24 protein-coding genes and 2 tRNA genes are annotated in these 23,833 nt (G+C 71.3%); 10 read left to right on the top strand and 16 right to left on the bottom strand.

What is annotated here, in order from left to right:
• Nucleotides 1-37 precede the first annotated feature (37 nt).
• The 4 genes from rsrA to ACIF8S_RS11900 all read right to left on the bottom strand — a co-directional run bounded on the left by rsrA (nt 38) and on the right by ACIF8S_RS11900 (nt 2,773).
• Nucleotides 38-340, bottom strand: coding sequence for a mycothiol system anti-sigma-R factor (gene rsrA / locus ACIF8S_RS11915; protein WP_349798333.1), 303 nt, complete (start codon nt 338-340; stop codon nt 38-40).
• On the bottom strand, nt 337-1,023 hold the full coding sequence (gene sigR, locus ACIF8S_RS11910) for a sigma-70 family RNA polymerase sigma factor (protein WP_206338907.1): 687 nt from the start codon (nt 1,021-1,023) through the stop codon (nt 337-339). The genes rsrA and sigR overlap by 4 nt, the downstream gene beginning before the upstream one ends.
• A 282-nt stretch (nt 1,024-1,305) precedes the next feature.
• The gene (locus tag ACIF8S_RS11905) at nt 1,306-1,956 is read right to left on the bottom strand and encodes an alpha/beta family hydrolase (RefSeq protein WP_399998863.1); all 651 of its coding nucleotides are present in this window, start codon (nt 1,954-1,956) and stop codon (nt 1,306-1,308) included.
• Nucleotide 1,957: 1 nt separating this feature from the next.
• Nucleotides 1,958-2,773, bottom strand: coding sequence for an SOS response-associated peptidase (locus tag ACIF8S_RS11900; RefSeq protein ID WP_399998862.1), 816 nt, complete (start codon nt 2,771-2,773; stop codon nt 1,958-1,960).
• 60 nt (nt 2,774-2,833) lie between these two features.
• Here ACIF8S_RS11900 and ACIF8S_RS11895 point away from each other — a divergent pair, with 60 nt between their 5' ends.
• From ACIF8S_RS11895 to ACIF8S_RS11880, 4 genes are all read left to right on the top strand, one after another.
• Nucleotides 2,834-3,565 (top strand): M50 family metallopeptidase, encoded by a 732-nt coding sequence (locus ACIF8S_RS11895; RefSeq protein ID WP_349798474.1) that lies wholly within the window; start codon nt 2,834-2,836, stop codon nt 3,563-3,565.
• Nucleotides 3,566-3,717: 152 nt separating this feature from the next.
• Nucleotides 3,718-5,034 carry a 3-phosphoshikimate 1-carboxyvinyltransferase gene (gene aroA, locus ACIF8S_RS11890; RefSeq protein WP_399998861.1) on the top strand — a complete coding sequence of 439 codons (1,317 nt, stop codon included), beginning with the start codon at nt 3,718-3,720 and terminating at the stop codon, nt 5,032-5,034.
• A gap of 9 nt (nt 5,035-5,043) precedes the next feature.
• Nucleotides 5,044-6,054, top strand: coding sequence for a ribosome small subunit-dependent GTPase A (rsgA, locus tag ACIF8S_RS11885; RefSeq protein WP_399998860.1), 1,011 nt, complete (start codon nt 5,044-5,046; stop codon nt 6,052-6,054).
• A gap of 110 nt (nt 6,055-6,164) precedes the next feature.
• A complete protein-coding gene (locus ACIF8S_RS11880; RefSeq protein ID WP_024884399.1) occupies nt 6,165-6,488 on the top strand; it encodes a multidrug efflux SMR transporter in 324 nt (107 codons plus the stop codon).
• A 37-nt stretch (nt 6,489-6,525) separates the two neighbouring features.
• Here ACIF8S_RS11880 and ACIF8S_RS11875 read toward each other — a convergent pair whose 3' ends face one another.
• The gene (locus tag ACIF8S_RS11875) at nt 6,526-7,137 is read right to left on the bottom strand and encodes a TetR/AcrR family transcriptional regulator (protein WP_399998858.1); all 612 of its coding nucleotides are present in this window, start codon (nt 7,135-7,137) and stop codon (nt 6,526-6,528) included.
• Between the two features lie 124 nt (nt 7,138-7,261).
• On the opposite strand from ACIF8S_RS11875, the gene hisN reads away from it, so the two are divergent.
• Complete coding sequence (gene hisN / locus ACIF8S_RS11870; RefSeq protein WP_150152712.1) at nt 7,262-8,062, top strand: histidinol-phosphatase; 801 nt, start codon at nt 7,262-7,264, stop codon at nt 8,060-8,062.
• 168 nt (nt 8,063-8,230) lie between these two features.
• On the top strand, nt 8,231-8,632 hold the full coding sequence (locus ACIF8S_RS11865) for a cyclic nucleotide-binding/CBS domain-containing protein (protein ID WP_145827271.1): 402 nt from the start codon (nt 8,231-8,233) through the stop codon (nt 8,630-8,632).
• A gap of 72 nt (nt 8,633-8,704) precedes the next feature.
• Here ACIF8S_RS11865 and ACIF8S_RS11860 read toward each other — a convergent pair whose 3' ends face one another.
• Nucleotides 8,705-10,156, bottom strand: coding sequence for a catalase (locus ACIF8S_RS11860; RefSeq protein ID WP_349798319.1), 1,452 nt, complete (start codon nt 10,154-10,156; stop codon nt 8,705-8,707).
• A 143-nt stretch (nt 10,157-10,299) separates the two neighbouring features.
• Here ACIF8S_RS11860 and ACIF8S_RS11855 point away from each other — a divergent pair, with 143 nt between their 5' ends.
• Nucleotides 10,300-10,716, top strand: a complete 417-nt coding sequence (locus ACIF8S_RS11855) for a Fur family transcriptional regulator (RefSeq protein ID WP_024884394.1) — start codon at nt 10,300-10,302, stop codon at nt 10,714-10,716.
• A 134-nt stretch (nt 10,717-10,850) separates the two neighbouring features.
• Here the strand turns inward: ACIF8S_RS11855 and ACIF8S_RS11850 are convergent.
• From ACIF8S_RS11850 to ACIF8S_RS11835, 4 genes are all read right to left on the bottom strand, one after another.
• A tRNA-Met gene (locus ACIF8S_RS11850) sits at nt 10,851-10,924 on the bottom strand.
• 172 nt (nt 10,925-11,096) lie between these two features.
• Nucleotides 11,097-12,914: a tetratricopeptide repeat protein gene (locus ACIF8S_RS11845; RefSeq protein ID WP_399998857.1), complete on the bottom strand. Its 1,818-nt coding sequence runs from the start codon at nt 12,912-12,914 to the stop codon at nt 11,097-11,099.
• Between the two features lie 220 nt (nt 12,915-13,134).
• Nucleotides 13,135-13,208, bottom strand: a tRNA-Met gene (locus ACIF8S_RS11840).
• 56 nt (nt 13,209-13,264) lie between these two features.
• Nucleotides 13,265-16,207 (bottom strand): UPF0182 family protein, encoded by a 2,943-nt coding sequence (locus tag ACIF8S_RS11835; protein WP_399999026.1) that lies wholly within the window; start codon nt 16,205-16,207, stop codon nt 13,265-13,267.
• Between the two features lie 164 nt (nt 16,208-16,371).
• Between ACIF8S_RS11835 and ACIF8S_RS11830 the strand changes: the two genes are divergently transcribed.
• Nucleotides 16,372-16,914, top strand: a complete 543-nt coding sequence (locus tag ACIF8S_RS11830; protein WP_399998856.1) for a PPA1309 family protein — start codon at nt 16,372-16,374, stop codon at nt 16,912-16,914.
• Nucleotides 16,915-16,923: 9 nt separating this feature from the next.
• On the opposite strand, the gene ACIF8S_RS11825 is transcribed toward ACIF8S_RS11830, so the two are convergent.
• The 4 genes from ACIF8S_RS11825 to ACIF8S_RS11810 all read right to left on the bottom strand — a co-directional run bounded on the left by ACIF8S_RS11825 (nt 16,924) and on the right by ACIF8S_RS11810 (nt 20,117).
• Complete coding sequence (locus tag ACIF8S_RS11825; protein ID WP_399998855.1) at nt 16,924-18,018, bottom strand: PDZ domain-containing protein; 1,095 nt, start codon at nt 18,016-18,018, stop codon at nt 16,924-16,926.
• 98 nt (nt 18,019-18,116) lie between these two features.
• Complete coding sequence (locus ACIF8S_RS11820) at nt 18,117-18,281, bottom strand: hypothetical protein (protein WP_199785232.1); 165 nt, start codon at nt 18,279-18,281, stop codon at nt 18,117-18,119.
• Nucleotides 18,282-18,418: 137 nt separating this feature from the next.
• A complete protein-coding gene (locus ACIF8S_RS11815) occupies nt 18,419-18,877 on the bottom strand; it encodes a molybdenum cofactor biosynthesis protein MoaE (protein WP_399998853.1) in 459 nt (152 codons plus the stop codon).
• 127 nt (nt 18,878-19,004) lie between these two features.
• The gene (locus ACIF8S_RS11810; RefSeq protein ID WP_399998852.1) at nt 19,005-20,117 is read right to left on the bottom strand and encodes an SDR family oxidoreductase; all 1,113 of its coding nucleotides are present in this window, start codon (nt 20,115-20,117) and stop codon (nt 19,005-19,007) included.
• A gap of 192 nt (nt 20,118-20,309) precedes the next feature.
• On the opposite strand from ACIF8S_RS11810, the gene ACIF8S_RS11805 reads away from it, so the two are divergent.
• Together ACIF8S_RS11805 and ACIF8S_RS11800 are read left to right on the top strand one after the other, a co-directional pair.
• Entirely contained in the window at nt 20,310-21,794 is a 1,485-nt protein-coding gene (locus ACIF8S_RS11805; protein WP_399998851.1) for a zinc-dependent metalloprotease, read from the top strand.
• Nucleotides 21,791-22,318, top strand: coding sequence for an NUDIX hydrolase (locus ACIF8S_RS11800; protein ID WP_399998850.1), 528 nt, complete (start codon nt 21,791-21,793; stop codon nt 22,316-22,318). Before ACIF8S_RS11805 ends, ACIF8S_RS11800 begins: the two co-directional genes overlap by 4 nt.
• Nucleotides 22,319-22,375: 57 nt before the next feature.
• On the opposite strand, the gene ACIF8S_RS11795 is transcribed toward ACIF8S_RS11800, so the two are convergent.
• On the bottom strand, nt 22,376-23,131 hold the full coding sequence (locus ACIF8S_RS11795) for an AIM24 family protein (protein ID WP_349798301.1): 756 nt from the start codon (nt 23,129-23,131) through the stop codon (nt 22,376-22,378).
• 17 nt (nt 23,132-23,148) lie between these two features.
• Nucleotides 23,149-23,829: an AIM24 family protein gene (locus ACIF8S_RS11790; protein ID WP_024884384.1), complete on the bottom strand. Its 681-nt coding sequence runs from the start codon at nt 23,827-23,829 to the stop codon at nt 23,149-23,151.
• Nucleotides 23,830-23,833 lie beyond the last annotated feature (4 nt).

Below are 23,833 nucleotides of genomic sequence, written 5' to 3'. Positions count from 1 at the left end.
AATCGGGTGACGCGGCGTCCGGGGAGGGACGCGGAGGTCAGGACTCCTGCGGGGCCGTCGCGACGTCCTGGTCGGGCACGGACTGGCCGGAGCGGATCAGATCGATCCGGCCCATGACCTTGGACCGCAGGTCGCCCGGCACGTCGTCCTGTCCGCAACACCGCTTGACGAGCTTCTTCACGGCTTGCTCGAGCCCGTACTTCTCCAGGCACGGCGAGCACTCCTCGAAGTGGTGCTCGAACTTCACACAGTCGGAATCCGGCATCTCACGGTCGAGGAACTCGTAGAGATGATCGAGGATTTCGCTGCAATCCGTCTCGTGCGGCTCTCCGCAGCTCATGACCCCGAGCCTTTCGCTTCGTTCGACTCTCCGGCACCGGCCGGGACCAGTCCGCGCTCACGCGCGTAGTCCTCGAGCATGCCGCGCAGCTGACGACGTCCCCGGTGCAGCCGGGACATGACCGTACCGATGGGTGTCCCCATGATGTCCGCGATCTCCTTGTAGGCAAAGCCCTCTACATCGGCGAGATACACCGCGATGCGGAACTCCTCCGGGATCGCCTGCAGCGCTTCCTTCACGTCCGAGTCCGGCAGGTGGTCCAGCGCCTGCGACTCGGCGGAGCGCAGACCTGTGGACATGTGCGACTCGGCACGCGCCAGCTGCCAGTCCTCGATCTCCTCGGCCGCGCTGCGCTGGGGTTCGCGCTGCTTCTTGCGGTACGAGTTGATGAAGGTGTTGGTGAGGATCCGGTACAGCCAGGCCTTGAGGTTGGTGCCCTCGCGGAACTGGTGGAAGGACGCGTATGCCTTGGCGTACGTCTCCTGCACCAGGTCCTCGGCGTCGGCCGGATTGCGCGTCATGCGCAGCGCGGCCGAGTACATCTGGTCGAGGAACTCGAGCGCGTCCCTCTCGAAGCGCGCACTGCGCTCCGCGGTCGACTCCGCACCCTTGTCGCCCTGGCCCTCGGGCTGCTCCGCCTGGCCGTGTTCGGTCCCTGCGTCGGTACCGGGAACCGGACCCACCTCCTCCAATGTCGTCGCGAGACCGAGACCGGCCTCACCCGAATCGGAGGATAGACGACGATCCGGTCCGCCCGCCGCCCGAATGGGGGCGGTCTTGGCCGCGTGCAGCACCGTCCAGTCCAGGTCGGCGCGGGCACTGCGGCTCGGGCAGAACGTGGAACCCATGCGGTGGACTTCCTCTCCTACGGCGGCGGTGCCGTCACCGGCACATACGACCGTCCCAACAGCGGAAGCCGCCCTCGCATTCCCGGTGTCCGCGCCGCCCCCGGCGTCCCGGGCGTCTCAGTGCAGGGAGCCGGTCCAGCGCACGACGGCGTCCGTGACGACCCGCAGGGCGTCCTCCTGGGTGAGGTCCGCCCGCCGGGGCACGGCGAATCCGTGGTCGGCCCCCGCCACCTCGACCAGCTCGTGGGGCCCCGCGGGGAACTCGGCCGGTCTGCCGAAGGGGTCGTTGCCGCCCTGCACGACGAGCGTGGGCACGCCCGCACCCAGCAGCTCCGGCGCGCGGGACTTCTCCGGTTTGCCCGGCGGGTGCAGAGGGAAACTGAGCGCGAGCACGGCGCGGGCGCCCAGTTCCGTGGCGGTGCGGCAGGCGACGCGGGCTCCGGCGCTGCGGCCGCCGGAGATCACCGGCAGCCCCGGCCCGGCCAGCGCGGGCCAGATCCCGCGCCAGCCGGTGTCCAGGGTCTTCGGCGCCGGGGCGAGCTTCTTGCCCGCCACGCGCCACGGCTGTTCGACGAGGGCGACGGTCACGCCGTGCGCGGGCAGGACGGCGGCGAGCGCCACGAGGTCGCGGGCCTCGATGCCGCCGCCCGCGCCGTGGCTCACGGCGAGGACGAGCCGGGCGCGGCCGGACGCGTGGTGCCAGGTGATCCGGGCGGTGCCCGTCTCGGTCCCGACGTCCTGGGCCGGCGCGGTGGTGTCGTTGGTCACGTCAGAAGAGTGTGCCCTCTTCGGGCGCGGCCAGCTCCTTCAGCAGCTCCGGTCCGTTGTTGCGGACGTTGCTGACGGCGGTGGCGACCGGGTAGGCGCGCATCAGTCCGGGCGGCGGCGGGGCCAGCAGCGCGCGCAGGTCCTCGGGGTCGGTCCTGGCCGGGTCGAGCCAGGCGTCCCAGCGGTCGGGGGTGAGCATCAGCGGCATTCGCGGGTGGATCTCGGCGAGGGCGTGCGGGCCGTCCGCCGGGGCCACGGCCAGCGGGCTCGTCTCCGCCTCGGTGGTGATCACGGAGCAGGTCACCCACCAGGCCTGGGGGTGGTCGTCGGGCAGCGTGCCGTCCCGCCAGAACTCGTACAGTCCGGCCATGGCGAACACCGAGCCGTCGGCCGGCGTCACGAAGTACGGCTGCTTGCGGGGCCGCTTCTTCCGTCCCTCGACCTCCAGGTCCCGCTCCTGCTTGCCGGTGACCCACTCGTAGTAGCCGTCGGCGGGCAGGATGCAGCGGCGGGAGGTGAAGGCGCGGCGGTAGGACGGCTTCTCGTGCACCGTCTCCGCCCGGGCGTTGATCATCCGGGCGCCGCCCTCGGGGGTCTTGGACCAGGACGGCACCAGCCCCCACTTCAGCTTGCGCAGCTGCCGAACCGGGCGCGGGTCCTCGGCGTCCTTCAGGGCACGGTCGAGGACGGCGTAGACCTCCTTGGTCGGCGCCACGTTGTAGTCCGGCTCCAGGGTCTCCTCGGGCTCCCACTTCTCGATTTCGAAGATCCCGGCGAGATCCTCGGGCCTCCGACTCGCTGCATACCGTCCGCACATACGTGCAACACTGCCAGACTCCGAACGCGCAGAGGGAGCGATCCGAACCACATGGCAAGCATGGTCAGCACCGCGTCCGTGTCCTTGATGTCCCTCGGCTCCCTGTGGGACGAGGTCTCGGGCACCCAGCCCGACCCGGACCTGTGGGTGATCGTCGTGACGCTGGTGGCCGCCGCCGCCGTGGTCGTGCCGCAGGCGCCCTGGCGGCTGGCCCGCAACGCCATCACCATCGCCCACGAGGGTGGCCACGGCCTGGTGGCGCTGCTCACCGGCCGCACGCTGACCGGGATACGCCTGCACTCGGACACCAGCGGCCTGACCGTGAGCCGGGGCAAGCCGACGGGCATCGGCATGATCCTCACGGCCGCCGCCGGCTACACCGCTCCCCCGCTGCTGGGTCTCGGCGGGGCGGCGCTGCTCGGCGCCGGCCGCATCACGCTGCTGCTGTGGCTGGCCACGGTGCTGCTGCTGGCGGTGCTGGTGATGATCCGCAACGCCTACGGGGCGGTGTCGGTGCTGGTCACCGGCGGCACGTTCGTCCTGGTGTCCTGGCTGACGGGCCCCCAGGTGCAGGCGGCGTTCGCGTACGCGGTGGTGTGGTTCCTGCTGCTGGGCGGGGTCCGCCCCGCGTTCGAGCTCCAGTCCAAGCGGGCCCACGGCGGCGCCGGCGACTCGGACGCGGACCAGCTGTCCCGGCTGACACACGTACCGGCGGGCCTGTGGCTGTTCCTGTTCCACGCGGTGTCCCTCTCCGCACTCCTGGGCGGCGGCCGCTGGCTCCTGGGCCTGTGACCGAGAACGCCACGGGCGGCACCCGGGGCCGGGCGGATGGGCGGGGGCCGCGCGTAGGCCGTCGGGTCGTTGGCGGGAGCCGGTGGGCGGGGTGTGTTCCGGGTGGCGGGCACGGCGCGGCCTGTCTCCTTACCTCCTTATAAAGTGGCCCCATGGCCCCGAATCCCACGCACACCGCCCTCTGGCCCGCCCCGCACGCGAGCGGAGCCGTCGACGCGACGGTCCACGTGCCCGGGTCCAAGTCGGTCACCAACCGTGCCCTGGTCCTCGCCGCCCTCGCCTCCGAGCCGGGCTGGCTGCGCCGCCCGCTGCGCTCGCGCGACACGCTGCTGATGGCGGGCGCGCTGCGGGCCATGGGCGTGGAGATCGAGGAGGGGATCGGGCCCGACGGGACCGGCGAGGCCTGGCGGGTCGTCCCGGCCGGCCTGCACGGCCCGGCCACCGTGGACGTGGGCAACGCGGGCACGGTGATGCGGTTCCTGCCCCCGGTGGCCACCCTGGCCGACGGCCCCGTCCGCTTCGACGGCGACCCGCGCTCGCACGAGCGTCCCCTGAACGGCGTCATCGACGCGCTGCGCTCGCTCGGCGCCCGGATCGACGACGACGACCGCGGCGCGCTGCCGATGACGGTGCACGGCGGGGGCGCGCTGGAGGGCGGGACCGTGGAGATCGACGCCTCCTCGTCGTCGCAGTTCGTCAGCGCGCTGCTGCTGTCGGCGCCGCGCTTCAACCAGGGCGTGGAGGTGCGGCACACGGGCGCGACGCTGCCGTCGATGCCGCACATCCGGATGACCGTCGACATGCTGCGCACGGTGGGCGCCCAGGTCGACACCCCGGAGTCGGGCGGCGAGCCGAACGTCTGGCGGGTCACGCCGGGCGCCGTGCTGGGCCGGGACCTGACCGTCGAGCCGGACCTGTCCAACGCGCAGCCGTTCCTCGCGGCCGCGCTGGTCACCGGCGGCAAGGTGGTGATCCCCGACTGGCCCGCACGGACCACCCAGCCCGGTGACCGGCTGCGGGAGATCTTCACCGAGATGGGCGGCTCCTGCGAGCTGACCGAGTACGGACTGGTCCTCACCGGCTCCGGCACGGTGCACGGCATCGACGTGGACCTCGGCGAGGTGGGCGAGCTGACGCCGGGCGTCGCGGCCGTCGCGGCCCTCGCGGACTCGCCCTCGACCCTGCGGGGCGTGGCCCATCTGCGGCTGCACGAGACGGACCGGCTGGCCGCGCTCACCAAGGAGATCAACGAGCTGGGCGGCGACGTCACCGAGACGGCCGACGGCCTGCACATCCGCCCCCGGCGGCTGCACGGCGGCGTCTTCCACACCTACGAGGACCACCGCATGGCCACCGCCGGTGCGATCATCGGCCTGGCGGTCGAGGGAGTGCAGATCGAGAACGTGGCGACCACGGCGAAGACCCTTCCGGACTTCCCCGAGCTGTGGACCGGGATGCTCGGGGCGTAGGGGTTCACCATGCGCCGCTACGGCAAGCACACCGACGAGGACGACATCCGCTCCCGCCCCAACCGCAAGGGCAACCGGCCGCGCACCCACATCCGGCCCAAGCACGAGGACGCCGCCGAGGGCATGGTCCTCACCGTCGACCGGGGCCGGCTGACGTGCCTGGTCGAGGACCGGGTCATCACCGCGATGAAGGCGCGCGAACTGGGCCGCAAGGCGGCCGTGGTGGGCGACCGGGTCGCCATCGTGGGCGACCTGTCCGGCAAGAAGGACACCCTCGCGAGGATCGTGCGGATCGCGGAACGCTCGTCGGTGCTGCGCCGTACCGCCGACGACGACGATCCCTACGAGCGGGTGGTCGTGGCCAACGCCGACCAGCTCGCCGTGGTCACCGCCCTCGCCGACCCCGAGCCCCGGCCGCGGCTGATCGACCGCTGTCTGGTCGCCGCCTTCGACGGCGGGCTCGAACCGCTGCTGGTCCTCACCAAGTCCGACCTCGCGCCCCCGGACAAGCTGCTGGAGCTGTACGGCGCGCTCGACATCCCGTACGTCGTCACCAGCCGCGCGGAGCTGGAGAGCGGCGAGGCGGTGGAGCGGGTGCGCGAGCAGCTCGACGGGCGGATCACGGCGTTCGTGGGGCACTCCGGCGTCGGCAAGACGACCCTGGTGAACGCGCTCGTCCCGGAGGAGCGGCGGCGGATCACCGGGCACGTCAACGCGGTGACCGGACGCGGCCGGCACACGACGACGTCCGCGCTGGCGCTGCCGCTCGCGGGGGACGAGGGCTGGGTGATCGACACCCCCGGCGTGCGGTCCTTCGGGCTGGCGCACGTCGACCCGTCACGGGTGATCCACGCCTTCCCCGACCTGGAGCCGGGCACGGAGGGCTGTCCGCGCGCGTGCAGCCACGACGAGCCGGACTGCGCGCTGGACGCCTGGGTGGAGGAGGGCCACGCGGACCCGGCGCGGCTGTACTCGCTGCGGCGGCTGCTCGCCGCACGGGAACGCACCGACGGGGACTGACCTCCGCCGTGTTTGCCCTGACCCGCGCCCGGTAAGTGCATAATCGCACCGAGCCGGACACGAACCTGACGAAGCGGTCACTGTACGCGGGGAATGCGGGAGGACTTCACATGGCGTGGCTGCTGGTCATCGTCGCCGGGTTGCTCGAGACCGGGTTCGCCGTGTGTCTGAAGCTGTCGCACGGCTTCACCCGGCTCTGGCCCACCATCGCCTTCTGCGCGTTCGCGCTCGGCAGCTTCGGACTGCTGACCCTGGCGCTGAAGAAGCTGGACGTGGGACCGGCGTACGCGGTGTGGACGGGCATCGGGGCGGCGGGGACGGCCATCTACGGGATGGTGTTCCTCGACGACCTGGTGTCCACGCTGAAGATCGTCTCGATCAGCCTGGTGATCCTCGGTGTGATCGGACTGCAGCTCTCGGGCTCCGCGCACTGAGCGGTCCCCGTTCCACAGGACTCGTTCGCGGGGCCTCTCACGGCACCGGCTGGCGGCGCAGGGCGCCCCGGACCAGCTCGGCCACCCCGTCGTCCGGCGGGGGCGCGACGACGCAGGACAGCGCGAGGCGGACCACGAGCTCGCAGCACCGCGCCAGGTCGGCCGTGTCGCCCCGCGCGTACCCCGGCCCCGCGAGCACGGCGACGGCCCGGTCGCGGACCAGCTGGACGAGGTCGGCGGGTGTGGGCAGGGGTCCGTCGGCGCGGCGCTGCGCGGGCAGGGCGGACCCGGACGGCACGGCCACGAGAGCCGGCGCGGGCAGGCGTTCGCTCCAGCAGCCGGTGAGCATGGCGCGCACCAGGGCGTTGTCGCGGGCGCTCGCCGTGGTCCACTCGGCGGTCGCGGTGAGCCGGTCGCGCGGGTCGGTGTGGGCGGTGAGGGCGCGGTCGACGCCGGCCAGGTAGCCGTCGGCCTCCCGGCGCACCAGGGCGCGGGCGAGACCGTCCTTGCTGCCGAACTCGTTGTAGAGCGTCTGGCGGGAGACCCCGGCCGCGGCGGCCACGTCCACCATCCGCACCGCGGACCACGGCCGACGGGCCAGGGCGGTGTACGCGGCGTCCAGCAGAGATTCCCGCGCTGCAGGCATCATCGCCTCCCTCGGGGCGAGCGGCCGACCCTGCGGTTAGATTTGACGCGCCGTCGGGCACTGTCAAGGGGTCGCGGAACCGGCCCCCGGTGGCCCGGAACCGATCTCGGCCGATACCGTTCGTGGCATGCCCGACTACCTCGACGACCTGCGTCTCGCCCATGTCCTCGCGGACGCCGCCGACGCCGCGACCATGGACCGGTTCAAGGCCCTCGACCTCAAGGTGGAGACCAAACCCGACATGACGCCGGTGAGCGAGGCGGACAAGGCCGCCGAGGAGCTCATCCGCGGCCACCTCCAGCGCGCCCGCCCGAGGGACGCGGTCCTAGGCGAGGAGTACGGCGTCGAGGGCACCGGACCGCGGCGCTGGGTGATCGACCCGATCGACGGCACCAAGAACTACGTGCGGGGCGTCCCGGTGTGGGCCACGCTGATCTCCCTGATGGAGGCCGGCGAGGGCGGGTTCCAGCCGGTCGTGGGCGTCGTCTCGGCCCCCGCCCTGGGCCGCCGCTGGTGGGCGGCGAAGGGGCACGGCGCCTACGCCGGGCGCAGCCTGTCGTCGGCCACCCGGCTGCGGGTCTCCCAGGTGTCCCGCGTCTCCGACGCCTCCTTCGCGTACTCCTCGCTCACCGGCTGGGAGGAGCAGGGACGGCTCGACGGCTTCCTCGACCTGACCCGCGAGGTGTGGCGCACGCGCGCCTACGGCGACTTCTGGCCGTACATGATGGTCGCCGAGGGATCGGTCGACCTGTGCGCGGAGCCGGAGCTGTCGCTGTGGGACATGGCGGCCACGGCGATCGTGGTGACCGAGGCCGGCGGCACCTTCACCGGGCTCGACGGCCGACCGGGCCCGCACAGCGGCAACGCCGCCGCGTCGAACGGCCTGCTGCACGACGAGCTGCTGGGGTATCTCAACCAGCGCTACTGAGAAGCCCGGAGTCACGCGCACGCCCCCGACCGGCAGCGTGCGCCCTCTTGTTGACCCCCGCTTTGCCTGCCACTCTGAGAGTTCCCCCACTTGTGAACTTGTGAAATCACGAACGAGCGGACCACCAGGCCCGTGACCTCGTGTTTCCGGTAGGAGGTGGCTCCATCCATGCTCGTCCGTGACGCCATGAGCACCGTGGTCCTCACCATCGGCCCCGCCCACACGCTCCGCCAGGCCGCCGCCCTGATGTCCGCGCGCCGGGTGGGCGCGGCCGTGGTCCTCGATCCCGACGGCACCGGCATCGGCATCCTCACCGAACGGGACGTCCTCAACTCCGTCGGCCTCGGCCAGGATCCGGACGCCGAACGCGCCCACGCCCACACCACCACCGACGTCGTCTTCGCCACCCCCTCCTGGACCGTCGAGGAGGCGGCGGGCGCCATGGCCCACGGAGGCTTCCGTCATCTGATCGTCCTCGACCGGGGGGAGCCCGCGGGCATCGTCTCGGTCCGGGACATCATCCGGCTCTGGGCACCCGCGCGGCAGCCGGTCCAGCAGGTGCCGGCCTGACCGCACGCGAGACGGGCCGGACCCCCGAAGGGAGTCCGGCCCGTCGATCGACAAGCGGTCCAGCGCTGGAAATCAGCCGCGCAGGGCCTGCACCGCGGCCTCCAGCCGCTTGCCGAAGTCCTCGTCCGCCTGACGGAAGTTGTTGATCGCGCGCTCGGCGATGTCGTCGCGCGTCACACCCGAGATGGCGTTCGCCAGGTTGTTGACCAGGCGCTCCTTCTCGTCCTCGGTCATCAGCCGGTACAGGTTGCCCGCCTGGACGAAGTCGTTGTCCTCGGCGTGGACGGGCGTGACCGTCTCGCCGGTGACCCCGTTGAGGGCGACGGGCTGCCACAGCGCGCGGTCCGTCTGGAACGGGCCGCCGAAGCTGTTCGGCTCGTAGTTCTTCGCGCCCTTGTGGCGGCCGTCGTACAGGTAGCCGTCACGGGAGTGGGTGCGCGCCTCGGTGGCGTGCGGACGGTTCACCGGCAGGTGGTCGGCGTTGATGCCGACGCGGTAGCGGTGGGCGTCGCCGTACGCGAAGAGACGGCCCTGGAGCATCTTGTCCGGGGAGGGACCGATGCCCGGCACGAAGTGGGCGGGGCTGAAGATCGACTGCTCGACCTCGGCGAAGATGTTCTCCGGGTTGCGGTTGAGCTCCAGCTTGCCGAACTCGATCAGCGGGTAGTCCGCGTGCGGCCAGACCTTGGTCAGGTCGAACGGGTTGAAGCGGTAGGTCGCCGCATCGGCCACCGGCATGATCTGGACGGACACGGTCCAGGACGGGAACTCGCCCCGCTCGATGGCCTCGCGCAGGTCGCGCTGGTGGGAGTCGGGGTCCTTGCCCGCGAGGACCTCGGCCTCCTCGGCGGTCAGGTTCTTGATGCCCTGGTCCGTCTTGAAGTGGTACTTGACCCAGAAGGCCTCGCCGGCCTCGTTGTTCCACTGGTAGGTGTGCGAGCCGAAGCCGTCCATGTGGCGGTAGGACGCCGGGATGCCGCGGTCACCGAACAGCCAGGTCACCTGGTGCGTGGACTCGGGCGACAGGCCCCAGAAGTCGAAGACGTTGTCCGCCTCCTGCGAGCCGGTGTACGGGTCGCGCTTCTGGGTGTGGATGAAGTCGGGGAACTTGATGGCGTCCCGGATGAAGAACACCGGGGTGTTGTTGCCGACGAGGTCGTAGTTGCCCTCCTCGGTGTAGAACTTCACCGCGAAACCGCGCGGGTCACGCACGGCGTCGGCGGCACCCAGGTTGCCCGCCACGGTCGAGAAGCGCAGGAAGACCTCCGTCTCCTTGCCCACCTCGGACAGGAACGCGGCCCGGGTGTACTTGGTGACGTCGGCGGTCACCTTGAAGGTGCCGTACGCGCCGGCGCCGCGGGCGTGCACCACGCGCTCCGGGATGCGCTCACGGTTGAAGTGGGCCAGCTTCTCGAGCAGGAGCTGGTCCTGGACGAGGACCGGGCCGCCGACGCCCGCGGTCTCGCTGTTCTGGTTGTCGGCGACCGGAGCTCCGGCCTCCGTCGTAAGCGGTCCCTGCGTCACGTGCGCCTCCTGCGTCATTACTGCAACTTGTGCCTTGGCTAAAGCCGAGCTCGATCCTACAATGGACATTGTCTAAGTCAAGTAAAGCTCCAAAGTCACACCCGTTCGGGGTTCGACTCCCCCCTGCTGTTAGGCTGGTGCCTATGAGTGACCTTCTGGAACGGCTTCGCGGACGTGGTTGGCGGATGACCGCGCAGCGCCGTGTGGTGGCCGAGGTCCTCGACGGCGAACACGTCCACCTGACGGCCGACGAGGTGCACGCCAGAGCTGTCGCCAAGCTGCCCGAGATCTCCCGGGCGACCGTCTACAACACCCTGGGCGAACTGGTGTCGCTCGGCGAGGTGTTGGAAGTCGCCACGGACAAGCGGGCCAAGCGCTACGACCCGAACGCGCACCGCCCTCATCACCACCTGGTGTGCGCGCGGTGCGGAGCGATCCGCGACGTCCACCCGACCGGCAACCCGCTGGCCGACCTCCCCGCCACGGAGCGGTTCGGTTTCACGGTGTCCGACGTCGAGGTGACGTACCGCGGTCTCTGCCCGAACTGCGCGGCCGCCTGACCGGCACCCGACGCACGAAGCCCCGGCCCCCTGAGGGTGCCGGGGCTTTTCGTCGCGCCCACGCCGGCGCTCCGCAGTCGTACGCATACGACCGAGGGCCGGAACCCTTTCGGATTCCGACCCTCGGCCTTCAGTAGCGGGGACAGGATTTGAACCTGCGACCTCTGGGTTATGAGCCCAGCGAGCTACCGAGCTGCTCCACCCCGCGGCGATGTCTCAAAGCTACGTCAAGGTGCCCGACAGAAGCAAATCCATTGCCTGAGGGCAGCGCTCCAGGGAGCGCGGGGCCTACGCGCAAGGGGCCCGTGAGCTCAGCCCTATAGGGGCGCGGGGAACTGCGCGAAGGGGGTCGGGGGGGCTAGCCCCCGAATCCGCCCGCGCTAGGCCGACAGCTCCTCCCGAAGCGCGTCCCGCAACCGCGCAGCCCTCTCGGTCACCGCCGGAGGCCCCAGCTCGGCCGCCCGGTCCGCCCACCGCTGCCCCTCCGCGAGCTCCCCCCGCCGGGCGTACACCAGCGCGAGCCGCAGCGCCGCACGGCCATGGCCGGCATCCGCCGCGCGGGTCCACCACACCGCCGCCTCCGGCTCGCTCCCCTCCCGGGCCAGCAGCAGCCCCAGGTTGAAGGCACCGTTGCGCGAGCCGGCCTCCGCGGCCTCCCGGTACCACCGGGCCGCCTCGACGACGTCCCCGCGGGCCGCGGCCAGCATGCCGACCCTCACCTGGGCACGCCGGTGCCCCTGGGTGGCCGCCCGCTCGTACCACTCCTCGCACTCGCTGCGCCGGTGCACCGGCTCCCCCAGCTCGTGCGCGGGCTCCGGCGGCCGGCGGGCGTCCAGCACCGCCGCCAGCCGGTACGCCGCCTCCGCGCTGCCGCCGCCCGCCGCGCACCGCAGGAACCGCTCGGCCTCGCCCTCCTCGCCGTCCCGCAGCCGAGCCATGCCGACCTGGAGCGCCGCCTCGGTGTGCCCGGCGCCCGCCGCCCGCTCGTACCAGCGCAGCGCGGCCCGCTCCTCGCCCCGCCCGGCGTGCAGGATGCCGAGGTTGAAGGCGGCGTCGACACTGCCGGCCTCCGCCGCCTTGGAGAACCACGGCTCCGCGCCGGTCTCGTCCCCGGCCCGCAGCAGCAGGATCGCCAGCGCGTTCGCCGCCTCGCGGTGACCGGCGTAGGCGGCGCGGCGGTACCACTGCTCGGCCTGGGTGGTGCGCCCCTGGTCGGCGCAGAGCAGCCCGAGGTTGTAGGCGCCGTTGATGTCGCCGGCGTCCATGGCCGCCCGGTACCACCGCTCGGCGGTCTGCGTCTCGCCCCGCTCCGCGTGCAGCGCGCCCAGCGCGTTGGCGGCGTTGCCGTCGCCGTCCTGCGCCGCGCGCAGCCACCACACGGCGGCGTTCTCGGTGTCCCCGGCGTCGCGCAGCAGGAAGCCCAGCGCGCACGCGGCGCGCGGCTCGCCGTCCTTGGCGGAGGTCAGGTACCAGCGCCCGGCCTCCTTCAGCTCGCCGCGCTTCTCCAGAATCGTGCCCAGGTGCAGGGCGGCCCGGCGGTGGCCGCGTGCTGCGGCCTGCCGGTACCACTGCTCGGCCTCCTCGACCAGCGCGGCACCGGCGTCGGCGGACTCGCGCCCGGCCTGGCGGTCCAGGGCCCGGGCGAGCCGGTAGGCGCCCTCCCGGTGCCCGCGCTCCGCGGCGGCCCGCATCCAGCGCTCGCTGCCCTCCGCGTCGCCCCGGTGCTCCAGGAGGTCGGCGAGGGCGTACGCGCCGAGGGTGTGGCCCTGCTCGGCGGACTGGCGCAGCCAGTACTCGGCGGCGGGTTCGTCCCCGCGCTCGCGGTGGTGGCGGCCGAGCGCGTGGGCCGCCGCCGTGGAACCGGCGACGGCGGCGATCCGCCACCATCCGGCGGCCTCGTCGGGGTAGCCCCGCTGGTGCAGCAGGACGCCCAGGTTGTTGGCGGCGGCGCGGTCGCCCGCAGCGGTGGCGGCACGCAGATGGGGTTCGGCACCGTCGAGGTCACCGCGGCGCAGCAGCATCGCGCCGAGGACGCTCATCGCCTCGACGTCACCGGCCTCGGCGGCGAGCCGCCGGCGCAGCTCCTCCGCCGCCTCGTCGGCCGCTTCCCCCGTCTCGTGAGGGGTTTCCTCCCGGGGGGAGGACTGCACAAAACGCCCTGACTCGAACAGAGTTGCCTTGTCCCCCATAACATCCATCGTCGCACCACCTGCAACCTGGGTACACCTGGTATACCGCAGTCAGTGAGGTCACTTCAGCGTTTTGTCGACATGCCCACAGAGAGACAAGTCAAACACAGATCGCTCAACTCCCGTCGACGGCAGGGCCGTCGAGGAGGCGGGCACATGCGTTCGCCCACCACAAAGGCCCGGATTCCCTTGGGAATCCGGGCCTTTGGTGTCGCTTCCGCGACTTCAGTAGCGGGGACAGGATTTGAACCTGCGACCTCTGGGTTATGAGCCCAGCGAGCTACCGAGCTGCTCCACCCCGCGCCGTTGTGTTGCAACCGTAGCACGGCGCGGGGTGGGCCTGTGACCAGGCCTCCTGGTCAGCTGTTCGTCCGTGGACTCGCGCTCGGGTCCGCGCTCGGGCTGCTCCGTGCGCCGCCGGCCCCGCCGGACTGCGCCGCCTCGGCCCTGCGCAGCGCGTCCTCGAGGTCCTTCTGCGCCCGGCCGTATGCCTCCCAGTCGTTGTTCTTCAGGGCCTCCTGGCCGGCCTCGAAGGCCTTCTGGGCGTCATTCAGGGCCTCCTGGACCGTCGAGGGCTGTTCCGTGCTCGGCGGGGGCGTGGTGCCCTCGTCCGTGCCTTCGTCCTCACCCTCGTCGGCCGGCGGCTCGACGGGTGTGCCCTCGCCGCCGAAGACCTTGTCGAGCGCCTGCTCCAGGGTGTCCTCGAACGCCGTCTGGCCGCCGTAGGTCACCAGCACCTTGCGCAGCAGCGGGTACTTCAGCCCGCCACCGCGGACGTAGACCGGCTCCACGTAGAGCAGTCCGCCGTCGAGCGGGACGGTCAGCAGGTTGCCGTACTCGACCTCGGAGTCGCCACCTCTCAGCAGCCTGATCGTCTCGGCGATGTCCTGCTGGGAGTTGAACTGGCTCTGCACCTGCTTGGGTCCGGAGACCGTGGTGCTGGTCGGCAGTTTGAGGATTCTGATCTTGCCGTAGTCCTCGGTGCCCGGATCGGCGTTGACCGCCATGAACGCGCTCAGGTTGTCACGGCCGTTCGGCGTGAACGTCGTGGTGAGCGAGAACACCTGGTCCTGCTGGTCCGGCATCTTCATGCTCAGGTAGTACGGCGGAACCGTCTCGCCCGTCTTGTTCGTCGGGTCGTCCGGCACCTGCCAGACCTCACTGCCGGAGAGGAACGTGTTGGCGTCCTTCACGTGGTAGCGGGTGAGCAGCTCACGCTGGACCTTGAACAGGTCCTGCGGGTACCGCAGATGGTCCATCAGGTCCTGGGAGATCTCGCTCCGCGGCTCCACCGTGTCCGGGAACGCCTTCATCCACGTCTTGAGGACGGGGTCCTGGGTGTCCCACTGGTAGAGCTTGACCTCGCCGCTGTACGCGTCGACGGTCGCCTTGACCGAGTTGCGGATGTAGTTGACCTGGTTCTGCTGGGCCACCACCGTCCGCTGGTCGTTGGTCGCGGTCAGCGAGTCGGCCGTGGTGTCGCCCAGCGTCGTACGGGACGCGTACGGGTAGCCGTTGGTGGTCGTGTAGGCGTCGACGATCCACTGGATCCGGCCCCCCACGACCGCCGGGTAGGCGTCACCGTCGATGGTCAGCCACGGCGCGATCGCCTCGACGCGCTCCTTGGGCGTGCGGTTGTACAGGATCCGCGAACCCTCGCCGATGGCGCCGGAGTAAAGGATCTGCGGCTCTCCGAACGCCACCGCGTAGGCGGCCCGGTTGACCGGGTTGTCGAGGTTGACGCCGCTGTCGCCCTGGTAGCTGTACGTCTTCTCGCCGCTGTCGTCGGAGTAGTCGATCTCCTTCTGGGGACCGCCGACGATGGAGTACGTGGTCGTCCGCTCGCCGTAGTAGACGCGCTGCTCGTACGTGCCGAGGTCGCCCTTGGAGGGCAGGTCGGACTCGGTGAACGCCGGGCGCCCGCCGGAGTCGGCAGTGGTGCCCTCCGCGGCCACGGCACCGTAGCCGTGGGTGTAGCGGAAGTGGTCGTTGATCCAGTTCCGCTTCGGGATGCCGTTGTAGTTCAGCTCGCGCAGGCCGATGACGGTGTCCTGCTCCTTGCCGTCCTTGGGGTAGCGGTCGACGTCCAGGTTGGTCGGGAACGCGTAGTAGTTCCTGATCTGCTGGAGCTGCTGGAACGTCGGGGACACGATGTTCGGGTCCATGATGCGGATGCTGGCCGCGCCCGACACGTCGTCCCGCAGCTTGGCCTGGTCCTTGGTGGTGGCCGTGCCCGGGTAGTCGGTGACCTGCGAGTCGCCGATCCCGTAGGCCTCACGCGTGGCCGCGAGGTTCTTCTCGACGTACGGCGCTTCCTTGGCCTGCTCGTTGGGCTGGACCTGGAACTTCTGCACGATCGCCGGGTACAGGCCGCCGATGAGGATCGCCGACAGCACCATCAGGCCGAAGCCGATGACCGGCAGCTGCCAGGTGCGCCGCCACAGGGTGGCGAAGAACAGCAGCGCGCAGATGACGGCGATGCAGAACAGAATCGTCTTGGCCGGCAGGTAGGCGTTGGCGTCGACGTACCGCAGGCCGGTCCAGCTGTCGGTGGCCTTGAAGTCACTGGACTTCACGGCCAGTCCGTACCGGTCGAGCCAGTACGCGACGGCCTTCAGCGCGACGAAGATGCCGAGCAGCACCGACAGGTGCCCGGTGGCCGCGGCCGTGGCGCGCGCGCCGGGGCTCGTGATGCGCAGCCCGCCGTACAGGTAGTGGGTGAGCGCGGCGGCGATCAGGCCGAGGATGGCGGCCGCGAAGCCGAAGCCGAGCAGGAACCGGTACCAGGGCAGGTCGAAGGCGTAGAAGGAGACGTCCAGATGGAACTGGGGGTCCTTCTGCCCGAAGGACACGCCGTTGACCCACATCAGCCAGGTGCGCCACTGGCTCGACGCCGAGGCACCCGCGATCAGGCCCACCAGCGCGGTGATGCCGAGCAGCAGCCACTTCTTGTACGGGGCGATGCCCATGCGGTACCGGTCGAGGTTCTGCTGCTCCATCGACATGGCGCTCAGCGGCGGCCGCAGGCGGTGTGCGAGCCAGATGTTGAAGCCGACCGCGACGGCCATCAGCAGACCGAAGACGAAGAAGAGCCCGATCTTGGTCCACAGGGTCGTGGTGAACACCGACGAGTAGTTGACCGAGCGGTACCACAGCCAGTCGGTCCAGAACCCCGCGAACATGGTGAACACCATGCCGAGGACGGCAAGGACGCCCAGTGTCATGAGCAAGGTCCGGACACGTCGGGACGGCCGGCCCACTCTGATCCGTGGCCCCGTCGGGCCTCCGCCGCGGTCCGGCATCTGGAAAGCCAAGGTAGGCACCTCGAAGTTCGCTGTTGATTCGTCGAGCCCGCGTCTTCACGGACCGTTCGTGGCCCCCCGTGATCGTGGGCCCACACCTATGCAACTTACTCACGCTTTACTCGGTTCCCGATTCCGGCCGGGAACGAGAGAGGATTGTGACCATGTCCAACACGCCCATGGCCGCGAACCCCCTCACCCGGGCCGTACTCGAGATCGACGAGTACGTCTCCGGACTGGGCTGGGACCAGCCCGCCCGCCTGTTCGCACTCGTAGACACTGCCCGGCTTCGGGCGGAACAGCCCTCCCTCGCGGACAAGCTCGGCCTGGACGGCGAGCAGGAGTCCGCCGCCCTCACCCCGATCGAGCAGGACGAGATCCCGACGGGCAAACCGCTCGACGAGTTCCTCGGCACCATCGCCTGGCCCGACGCCGTGACCGGCTGCGCCCTCACCGTGGAGCGGCTGATGCTGCCGCCGTCCGCGGAGGCCCAGGTCCCCGAGGGCCTCGACGAGGCCGCGCTCACCAAGTGGGTGGCCGAGCACCCGGAGCGGCAGGAGGTGCGGATGACGGTCGCGGTGCTGCGCGACGGGGCGCGCGAGTCGGCGCTGCGGCTGCGGGAGAAGGACTCCCCCACCGAGGTGCTCACCGGCTCCGAGCTGGTGCCGGGTCTGGCGCAGGCCCTGACGGCGACGTTCGAGGAGTAGCCGGTCCGGTCAGGACGCGGAGCACGACGGCAGGTCGGCGGTGTCGCCCGCGCGGATGTCCTTCAGGGCGCCCAGGGCGTCGTCGATGGTGGCGACCTTCACCAGGGTGAGGCCCTCGGGGGTGTCCTTGGCGGCGGACGCGCAGTTCTCGGCGGGCGTGAGGAAGAACTCGGCGCCCTTGCTGCGCGCGCCGACCGTCTTCATCTCGATCCCGCCGATCGGCCCGACCTTGCCGTTGTCGTCGATCGTGCCGGTGCCCGCGACGAACTCACCGCCGGTCAGGCTGCCGGGGGTGAGCTTGTCGTAGATGCCGAGGGCGAACATCAGCCCGGCGCTCGGGCCGCCGACGTCGGCGAGCTTGATGTCGACGGAGAACGGGAAGGTGTGGTCGGTGCCCGCCGAGATGCCGACGACGGCGCGCTTCTCGCCGGCGTCGTCGGAGGCGCGGGTGGTGATCGTCACCTTCTCGGTCCGCGTCGGCGTCCGCTTCTCCTTCTCCGCGGCCGCCTGCTCCTTGGCCGGCACGATCGTGAAGACCACGTCCTCGCCCGGCCGGTGCTCGGTCACCAGCTCGGCGACGTCGGTCGGCTCCTTCACGGCCTTGCCGTCGACGGCCTTGATCACGTCACCCGCGTGCAGCTTGCCCTCGGCGGGCGCGTCCTTGACGACGGTCGAGACGATCACCCAGGACTTCACCGGGACGCCGAGTTCCTTCAGCGCCGCGACCTTGGCGCTCTCCTGGGACTGGCTGAACTCCTCGGCGTTCTCCTGGGTCGACTCCTCCTCCGTCTTGCCGTCCGGGTAGAGGGTGTCGTGGGGGACGACCTTGGTGTCGTGCGCGAGCCAGCCGTAGACGGCCTCGACGAGGTTCATCCGGTAGTCGGCGCTGGTGACCCGCACGGTGGTCATGTTGAGGTGACCGTCCGTCGGGTAGGTCTTGTGCCCGGCGATCTGCAGCACCGGCTCGCCGTCGTGCTCACCCAGCGTGTTCACCGTCGGCCCCGGCGACATCTCCGCGTAGGGCACCGGGATGAAGACTCCCACGCACAGGAGCGCGATCAGCATCAGGGTGGAGGCGAGCATCGTCGCCGTACGGCGTGGCATGCCTCGACAGTACGGGACGGACCTGTCAGCGCACCGTCAGGGCCGCCCGGACGAGCGGCCCCGACCGCACCACGGGTCCTGACCCGCCGTTCCCTCGCTCAGCCGCCGGAGCGGGGCTTCTCCATGGCTTCCCGGAAACGGGCATATCCGATGAGTTCCGGACCGTCGCCCCGTACCTTGCGGGTCCGGTTGGCCCAACTGCCCCACAGTCCCGCGCCTATCGCGGCCACCAGCGGAATCAGCAACCAGGCAAGCGCCGCCATGCCGACCTCCCAACCCCATGAGCGTCCGCAACACTGACTGATCAGCAGATTAACCATCCGCAGTGACAACGCTCACCTCAGGGGTGCGGTTACGCAACCGCACGGGACGGGCGTACCGCGTGGGAAAGGAAGGCGTGCTAGACGCCGACCCACTCCTCGGTGCCGTCGGAGAAACGCTGGTGCTTCCAGATGGGCACTCCGTGCTTGATGTCGTCGACGAGCCGGCGGCAGGCCTCGAACGCCTCGCCCCGGTGCGCGCACGACACGGCGGCGACCACGGCGAGGTCCCCGACCCTCAGGTCTCCCACCCGGTGGGCCGCGGCGAGGGCCCGCACGGGGAAGTCCGCGGCGACCTTCTCCGCGATCCGCCGCATCTCGTCCTCGGCGCTCGGATGACAGGAGTAGCCCAGCTCGTCCACGTCGGCGCCGCCGTCGTGGTTGCGCACGGTGCCCACGAAGAGCGCCGTGCCGCCGGCCGCGTCGTCGCCGACCGCGCGCAGGATCTCGTCCACCGACAGGGCGGTGTCGCGGATCGCGATCAGCTTGATCGGGTCCTGGGCGGGCTGCTCACCGGGGTGGTCCGTCACGGGTGCCATGCCCCCTATCGTGCCCCACCCCGCCGACAGCGCGGAACAGCCGGATCGTCCGGTACGCGCGCGTGGTGCTTCGGAGGGTCCTCCGAAGGCGCCGGTGCGCAGGCTCCCGCGGGGGCGCCGGCCCGGGTCAGATCCGCCGGCGCGCCTTCCGGGCCCGGCGCACCACCGCCGCGGCGCCGAGCAGCGCCACCGTGGCTCCCGCCGCGCCCGCGGCCGTCGCGTCCTTGCGGCCCAGCCGGCGGCCCGCGACCGTGTGCCGCCCGGAGACCTCGTCGAGCAGCTGCGCGAGCACCTCCTCGTTGGTGTACGCCGGACGCCACCCGGCGTCGTGCAGCCTGCTGCCGCTGATCACCCAGGGGTACATGGTGTACGCCAGGTCCCCGGCCGGGGACGGGGTGAGCCCGATGCGGTGCAGCCGGGCCGCCGCGCCGAGCGCCACCGCCGACGGCAGCTCCATCCGGCGGATCCCGCTGAGCTCCTCCACCTCCTCCTGTTCCAGCCAGCCGTCGCAGCCGACGGCCAGCTCGCCGTCGACCTTTTCCAGCACGGCGTACTCCAGGGCGCTGCACAGGTCGTCGACGTGGCAGAACTGCCACGCGGGCCGCGAGCCCGCCACCACCAGCAGCCGCGGCGACTCGAAGTACCTGGTCAGCGCGGTGTCGGTGCCGCCCACCAGCACGGCCGGGCGGACCACGGTGACATTGAGTCCGGGGTGCGCGCGGGGCGCCCGGCGGGCCAGCCGTTCGATCTCCAGGAGGTCGCCGACGCCGGTGGCCTCCGCGGTGGCCCGCAGCTCCGCGTCCTCCGCCAGCGGCAGCTCGTTGTCCGGCAGGGCGCCGTAGACCATGGTCGAGGTGCACAGCACCACCCGGTGGACACCGGCGGCCGCGGCGGCGGTCAGCACCGTCTGCGTGCCGCGCACGTTGTAGGCCGTCCGGGCGGCCGCGTCGGTCTCCAGGTCCAGGTCGAGGGCCAGGTGGACGACCACGTCGGCCCCGCGCAGCCGGTCCGCGATCACGGGGTCCCGGACGTCCAGGATGTGCCACTCGGCCTCGGCGCACTCGCCGCGCAGCTCGTCGATGGCGACGACCTGCTTGACCTCCTCCGACGCGGCGAGCCGCGCGGTCAGCAGGGCGCCGACGCCGGAGGCGGCACCGGTGACCGCGACGACGGGCCCGCGGGGCGGAGGACTGGTTGACTCGTTTCGCGCTGCGCGAACCTGCGGATCTGGGGAACTCACCGGGCGTCTCCAGCGGTTGTCTTCAGTACGAGCGCGGGCGACGCGTACGTACCAGGTGGCATCCATCCTGCCGCAGGCCCTTTGTCGGCGAAGCACCGAGGCCCGAACCGCTTCAGGTGTCTACGCTGGGTGGTGTTGTCGGGCAGCCGTGCCGCCGGAAAGAACCGGTGGCCCTACAAGCCGAGGAAACCCGTGAGTGACACCCCATTCGGATTCGGCCTTCCGCCGGAGGAGCCGGACGACGGCGACGAAGGCAAGAAGAAGGACCCGCAGAGCGGCGGTGGTCAGGGCCCGGCCAACCCGTTCGGCTTCGGCATGCCCGGGGCGGGCGGCTTTGGCGGCCCGGGCGCGGACAATCCGTTCGCCGCGATGTTCGGGTCGATGAACCCTGGCGACCTGGGAGCCGCGTTCCAGCAGCTCGGCCAGATGCTCTCCTACGAGGGCGGGCCGGTGAACTGGGACATGGCCAAGCAGATCGCCCGGCAGACGGTCGCCCAGGGAACCTCCCAGGGTTCCAAGGACGCCAGCGTCGGCCCGGCCGAGCGCAAGGCCGTGGAGGACGCCGTCCGCCTGGCCGACCTGTGGCTGGACGACGCCACCTCCCTGCCGTCCGGCGCGAACTCCGCCGTGGCCTGGAGCCGCGCGGAGTGGGTCGAGGCGACCCTGCCGGCCTGGCGTGAGCTGGTCGACCCGGTCGCCGAGCGCGTCGGCAACGCGATGGGCGACGTCCTGCCGGAAGAGATGCAGGCCATGGCCGGCCCGCTGATCGGCATGATGCGCTCCATGGGCGGCGCCATGTTCGGCACGCAGATCGGGCAGGCCGTGGGCGTGCTCGCCGGTGAGGTCGTCGGCTCGTCCGACATCGGCCTTCCGCTGGGCCCGGCCGGCCGGGCCGCGCTGCTGCCGCTGAACATCGAGACCTTCGGCAAGGACCTGGGCGTCCCGCAGGAGGAGGTGCGGCTGTACCTCGCCCTGCGCGAGGCCGCCCACCAGCGGCTCTTCGCGCACGTCCCGTGGCTGCGGTCGCATCTGTTCGGCGCGGTCGACGGCTACGCCCGGGGCATCAAGGTCGACACCGGGAAGCTGGAGGACGTGGTCGGCCAGTTCGACCCGCAGAACCCGGAGCAGCTGCAGGAGGCCCTTCAGCAGGGCATGTTCCAGCCGGAGGACACGCCCGAGCAGAAGGCGGCCCTGGCCCGGCTGGAGACGGCGCTGGCCCTCGTCGAGGGCTGGGTGGACGCGGTCGTGCACGCGGCGGCCAAGCCGCGGCTGTCGTCGGCGGACGCCCTGCGGGAGACGCTGCGCCGCCGGCGCGCCTCGGGCGGTCCCGCCGAGCAGACGTTCGCCACGCTGATCGGTCTGGAGCTGCGTCCGCGGCGGCTGCGCGACGCCTCGCGCCTGTGGGCCTCGCTCACCGACGCGCGCGGGGTCGACGGCCGGGACGCCCTGTGGGCCCACCCGGACATGCTGCCGACGGCCACCGACCTGGACGACCCGGACGGCTTCGTGCACCGGGAGCAGATCGACTTCTCCGAGCTGGACAAGATGCTCGGAGAGGCCGCCGGCAAGCCCGACCTGCGCAAGAAGGACGCGGAGGACGCCACGGACGCGGACGCCACGGACCAGCGTGACGAGGGCGGAAACGGCGACGAGAGCAAGGGCGACGACACCGAGTGAGTCTGTACGACGACGCGGTGCTGGTCCTGAAGGCGTACGAGGACCAGCCCGCACTGCGGGACGCCTACCTGGGGCATCTCGCCGCGCATCCGGACGGCCTGTGGAAGGCGTGCGGGGCGGGTCACGTCACGGCGAGCGCCCTGGTGGTCGACCCCGAGCGCGGCCGGGTCCTGCTGACCCTGCACCGCAAGCTGCGGATGTGGCTGCAGATGGGCGGCCACTGCGAGCCCGGCGACGCCACACTGGCCGCGGCGGCCCTGCGGGAGGCGACCGAGGAGTCCGGCGTGACGGGGCTGACGCTGGTCGCCGGCGGTCCCGTGCGGCTCGACCGGCATCCCATTCCGCCGCCCTGCCACTGCCACTTCGACGTCCAGTACGCGGCCCTCGCCGCTCCGGACGCCGTCCACGCGGTCAGCGACGAGTCCCTCGACGTGCGCTGGTTCCCGTACGACGAGGTGCCGGAGGTGGCGGACGACTCGGTCGTACGGCTGCTCGGCGCGACCCGCGCGAGACTCGGGGCCTGACACCGACGAAGGGGCCGCGCCCTTACCGGGCGCGGCCCCTTCGTGTGTCCAGGGTGCTCAGCTCCAGACGTTGCCCTGGTTCTGCCCGCGCGCGCCCTGCTGACCCATGCCGTACTGCGCGGCGAGGCCGCCGCCGATCTGGGCGTTCTGCGGAGGCAGCAGTTCACTCGGCTGGACCAACGCGAAGCCGCTGCCCATGAAGCTGAGCTCCCAGCCCTCGCCGGTGTTGCCGCGGCGCCGCCACACCCCGGAGGAGTGCGTCTGGGCCTGCATCTGCACCCGCAGTGACGTGGACCAGGCGACGATGGCGTCGGCGTCGCAGTTGACGTACTTGTCCGGCGTCACCTGGAGCAGCAGCGGCATGCCCGAGGTCATCAGCGCGACCTTGCCGCGGCCGGTGATGTTGAGCTGGTACTTCCCGGAACCCGAGATGCCGTACAGGCTGTCGACGGCGATGACCTCGTGGTGCAGCGAGGAGTCCATGGCGAGGACGTAGCTGCTGTCGACGGTCAGGCCGTCCTGCTCCACGTCCATGATGTGGACGCGCTGGGCGAGGTTGGCGAGGTAGACGGTGCCCTGCCCGTGGCAGCGCATCAGGTCGAGGCCCTCACCGGTGTGCGCCCGCGCGCGGGCGGCGCTGTTGCCCTGGAACTCGGCGTCGAACTCGACGAGACCCTGGTAGGCGACCATGGTGCCCTTGCGGGCGAGGACGTCGTCGTGGCCCTCGAGGCCGACCCGCAGCATCTGCTGGTTCTGCAGACTCCAGCGCTCCTGGGTCTGCTGGTCGTTGTAGGCGAAAATTGGGCTCTGCATGGTGTGGTTGCTCCCCCTCAGCCCCGGAACCGAAGACGGTCGGTGCTGTCCTCACTGGGCTGGACGACGACAATGCCCTGACCGGAGAAGGCCATCTGGTAGGCCTCGCCGCTGCCGCGGCCGATCAGCGACTGGGCGCGGAAGCTGCGCTTGCCCTTCACCTTGAGGTTCGGGGACCAGGCGACCAGCGCGTCCGGGTCGACGTACGTCTCGTCCTCGCCGCCTCCGCAGTCGACGACGATCGGCTTGCCGCGCGAGGTCAGCGCGACCCAGCCCTGACCGGAGATCTTGGTGTTCCACAGACCCTGCCCGGCGAACTTCGCCAGGCCCTTGACCCGCTCCACACCCCAGGTGAGGTGGGCGTCGAAGGCAAGCAGGTTGGTGGCGTTGACCGAGATGCCGTCGCCGTTGAGGTTGATCACGACGACGTTGGCGCCGTAGTCGGCGAGGTAGAGCAGGCCGTCGCCGGAGCACTTCATCAGGGGCGCGCCCTCACCGGTGAGCCAATCCTTGGCGATCTGGCGGACGGCCGGCGGGTTGGGCTCGTACTGGACGAACCCTTCGTAGGCGACCATCGACCCGACGCGCGCGAGGAGGTCGTTGCCGGTCTGCATGGCGACCTTCAGCATGTGGTTGCCGTGGTTCTCCATGCGGGCGGTGACGGGGGCGGGGGCGTAGCCCGCGAGTGGCTGGTTCATGACG

Origin of the sequence: Streptomyces sp. NPDC085937 (assembly GCF_044540535.1) — a bacterium.
Classification (GTDB): domain Bacteria; phylum Actinomycetota; class Actinomycetes; order Streptomycetales; family Streptomycetaceae; genus Streptomyces.
Note: the sequence above shows the minus strand (reverse complement) of the source record. Positions and strands in the feature narration are given on the sequence as shown.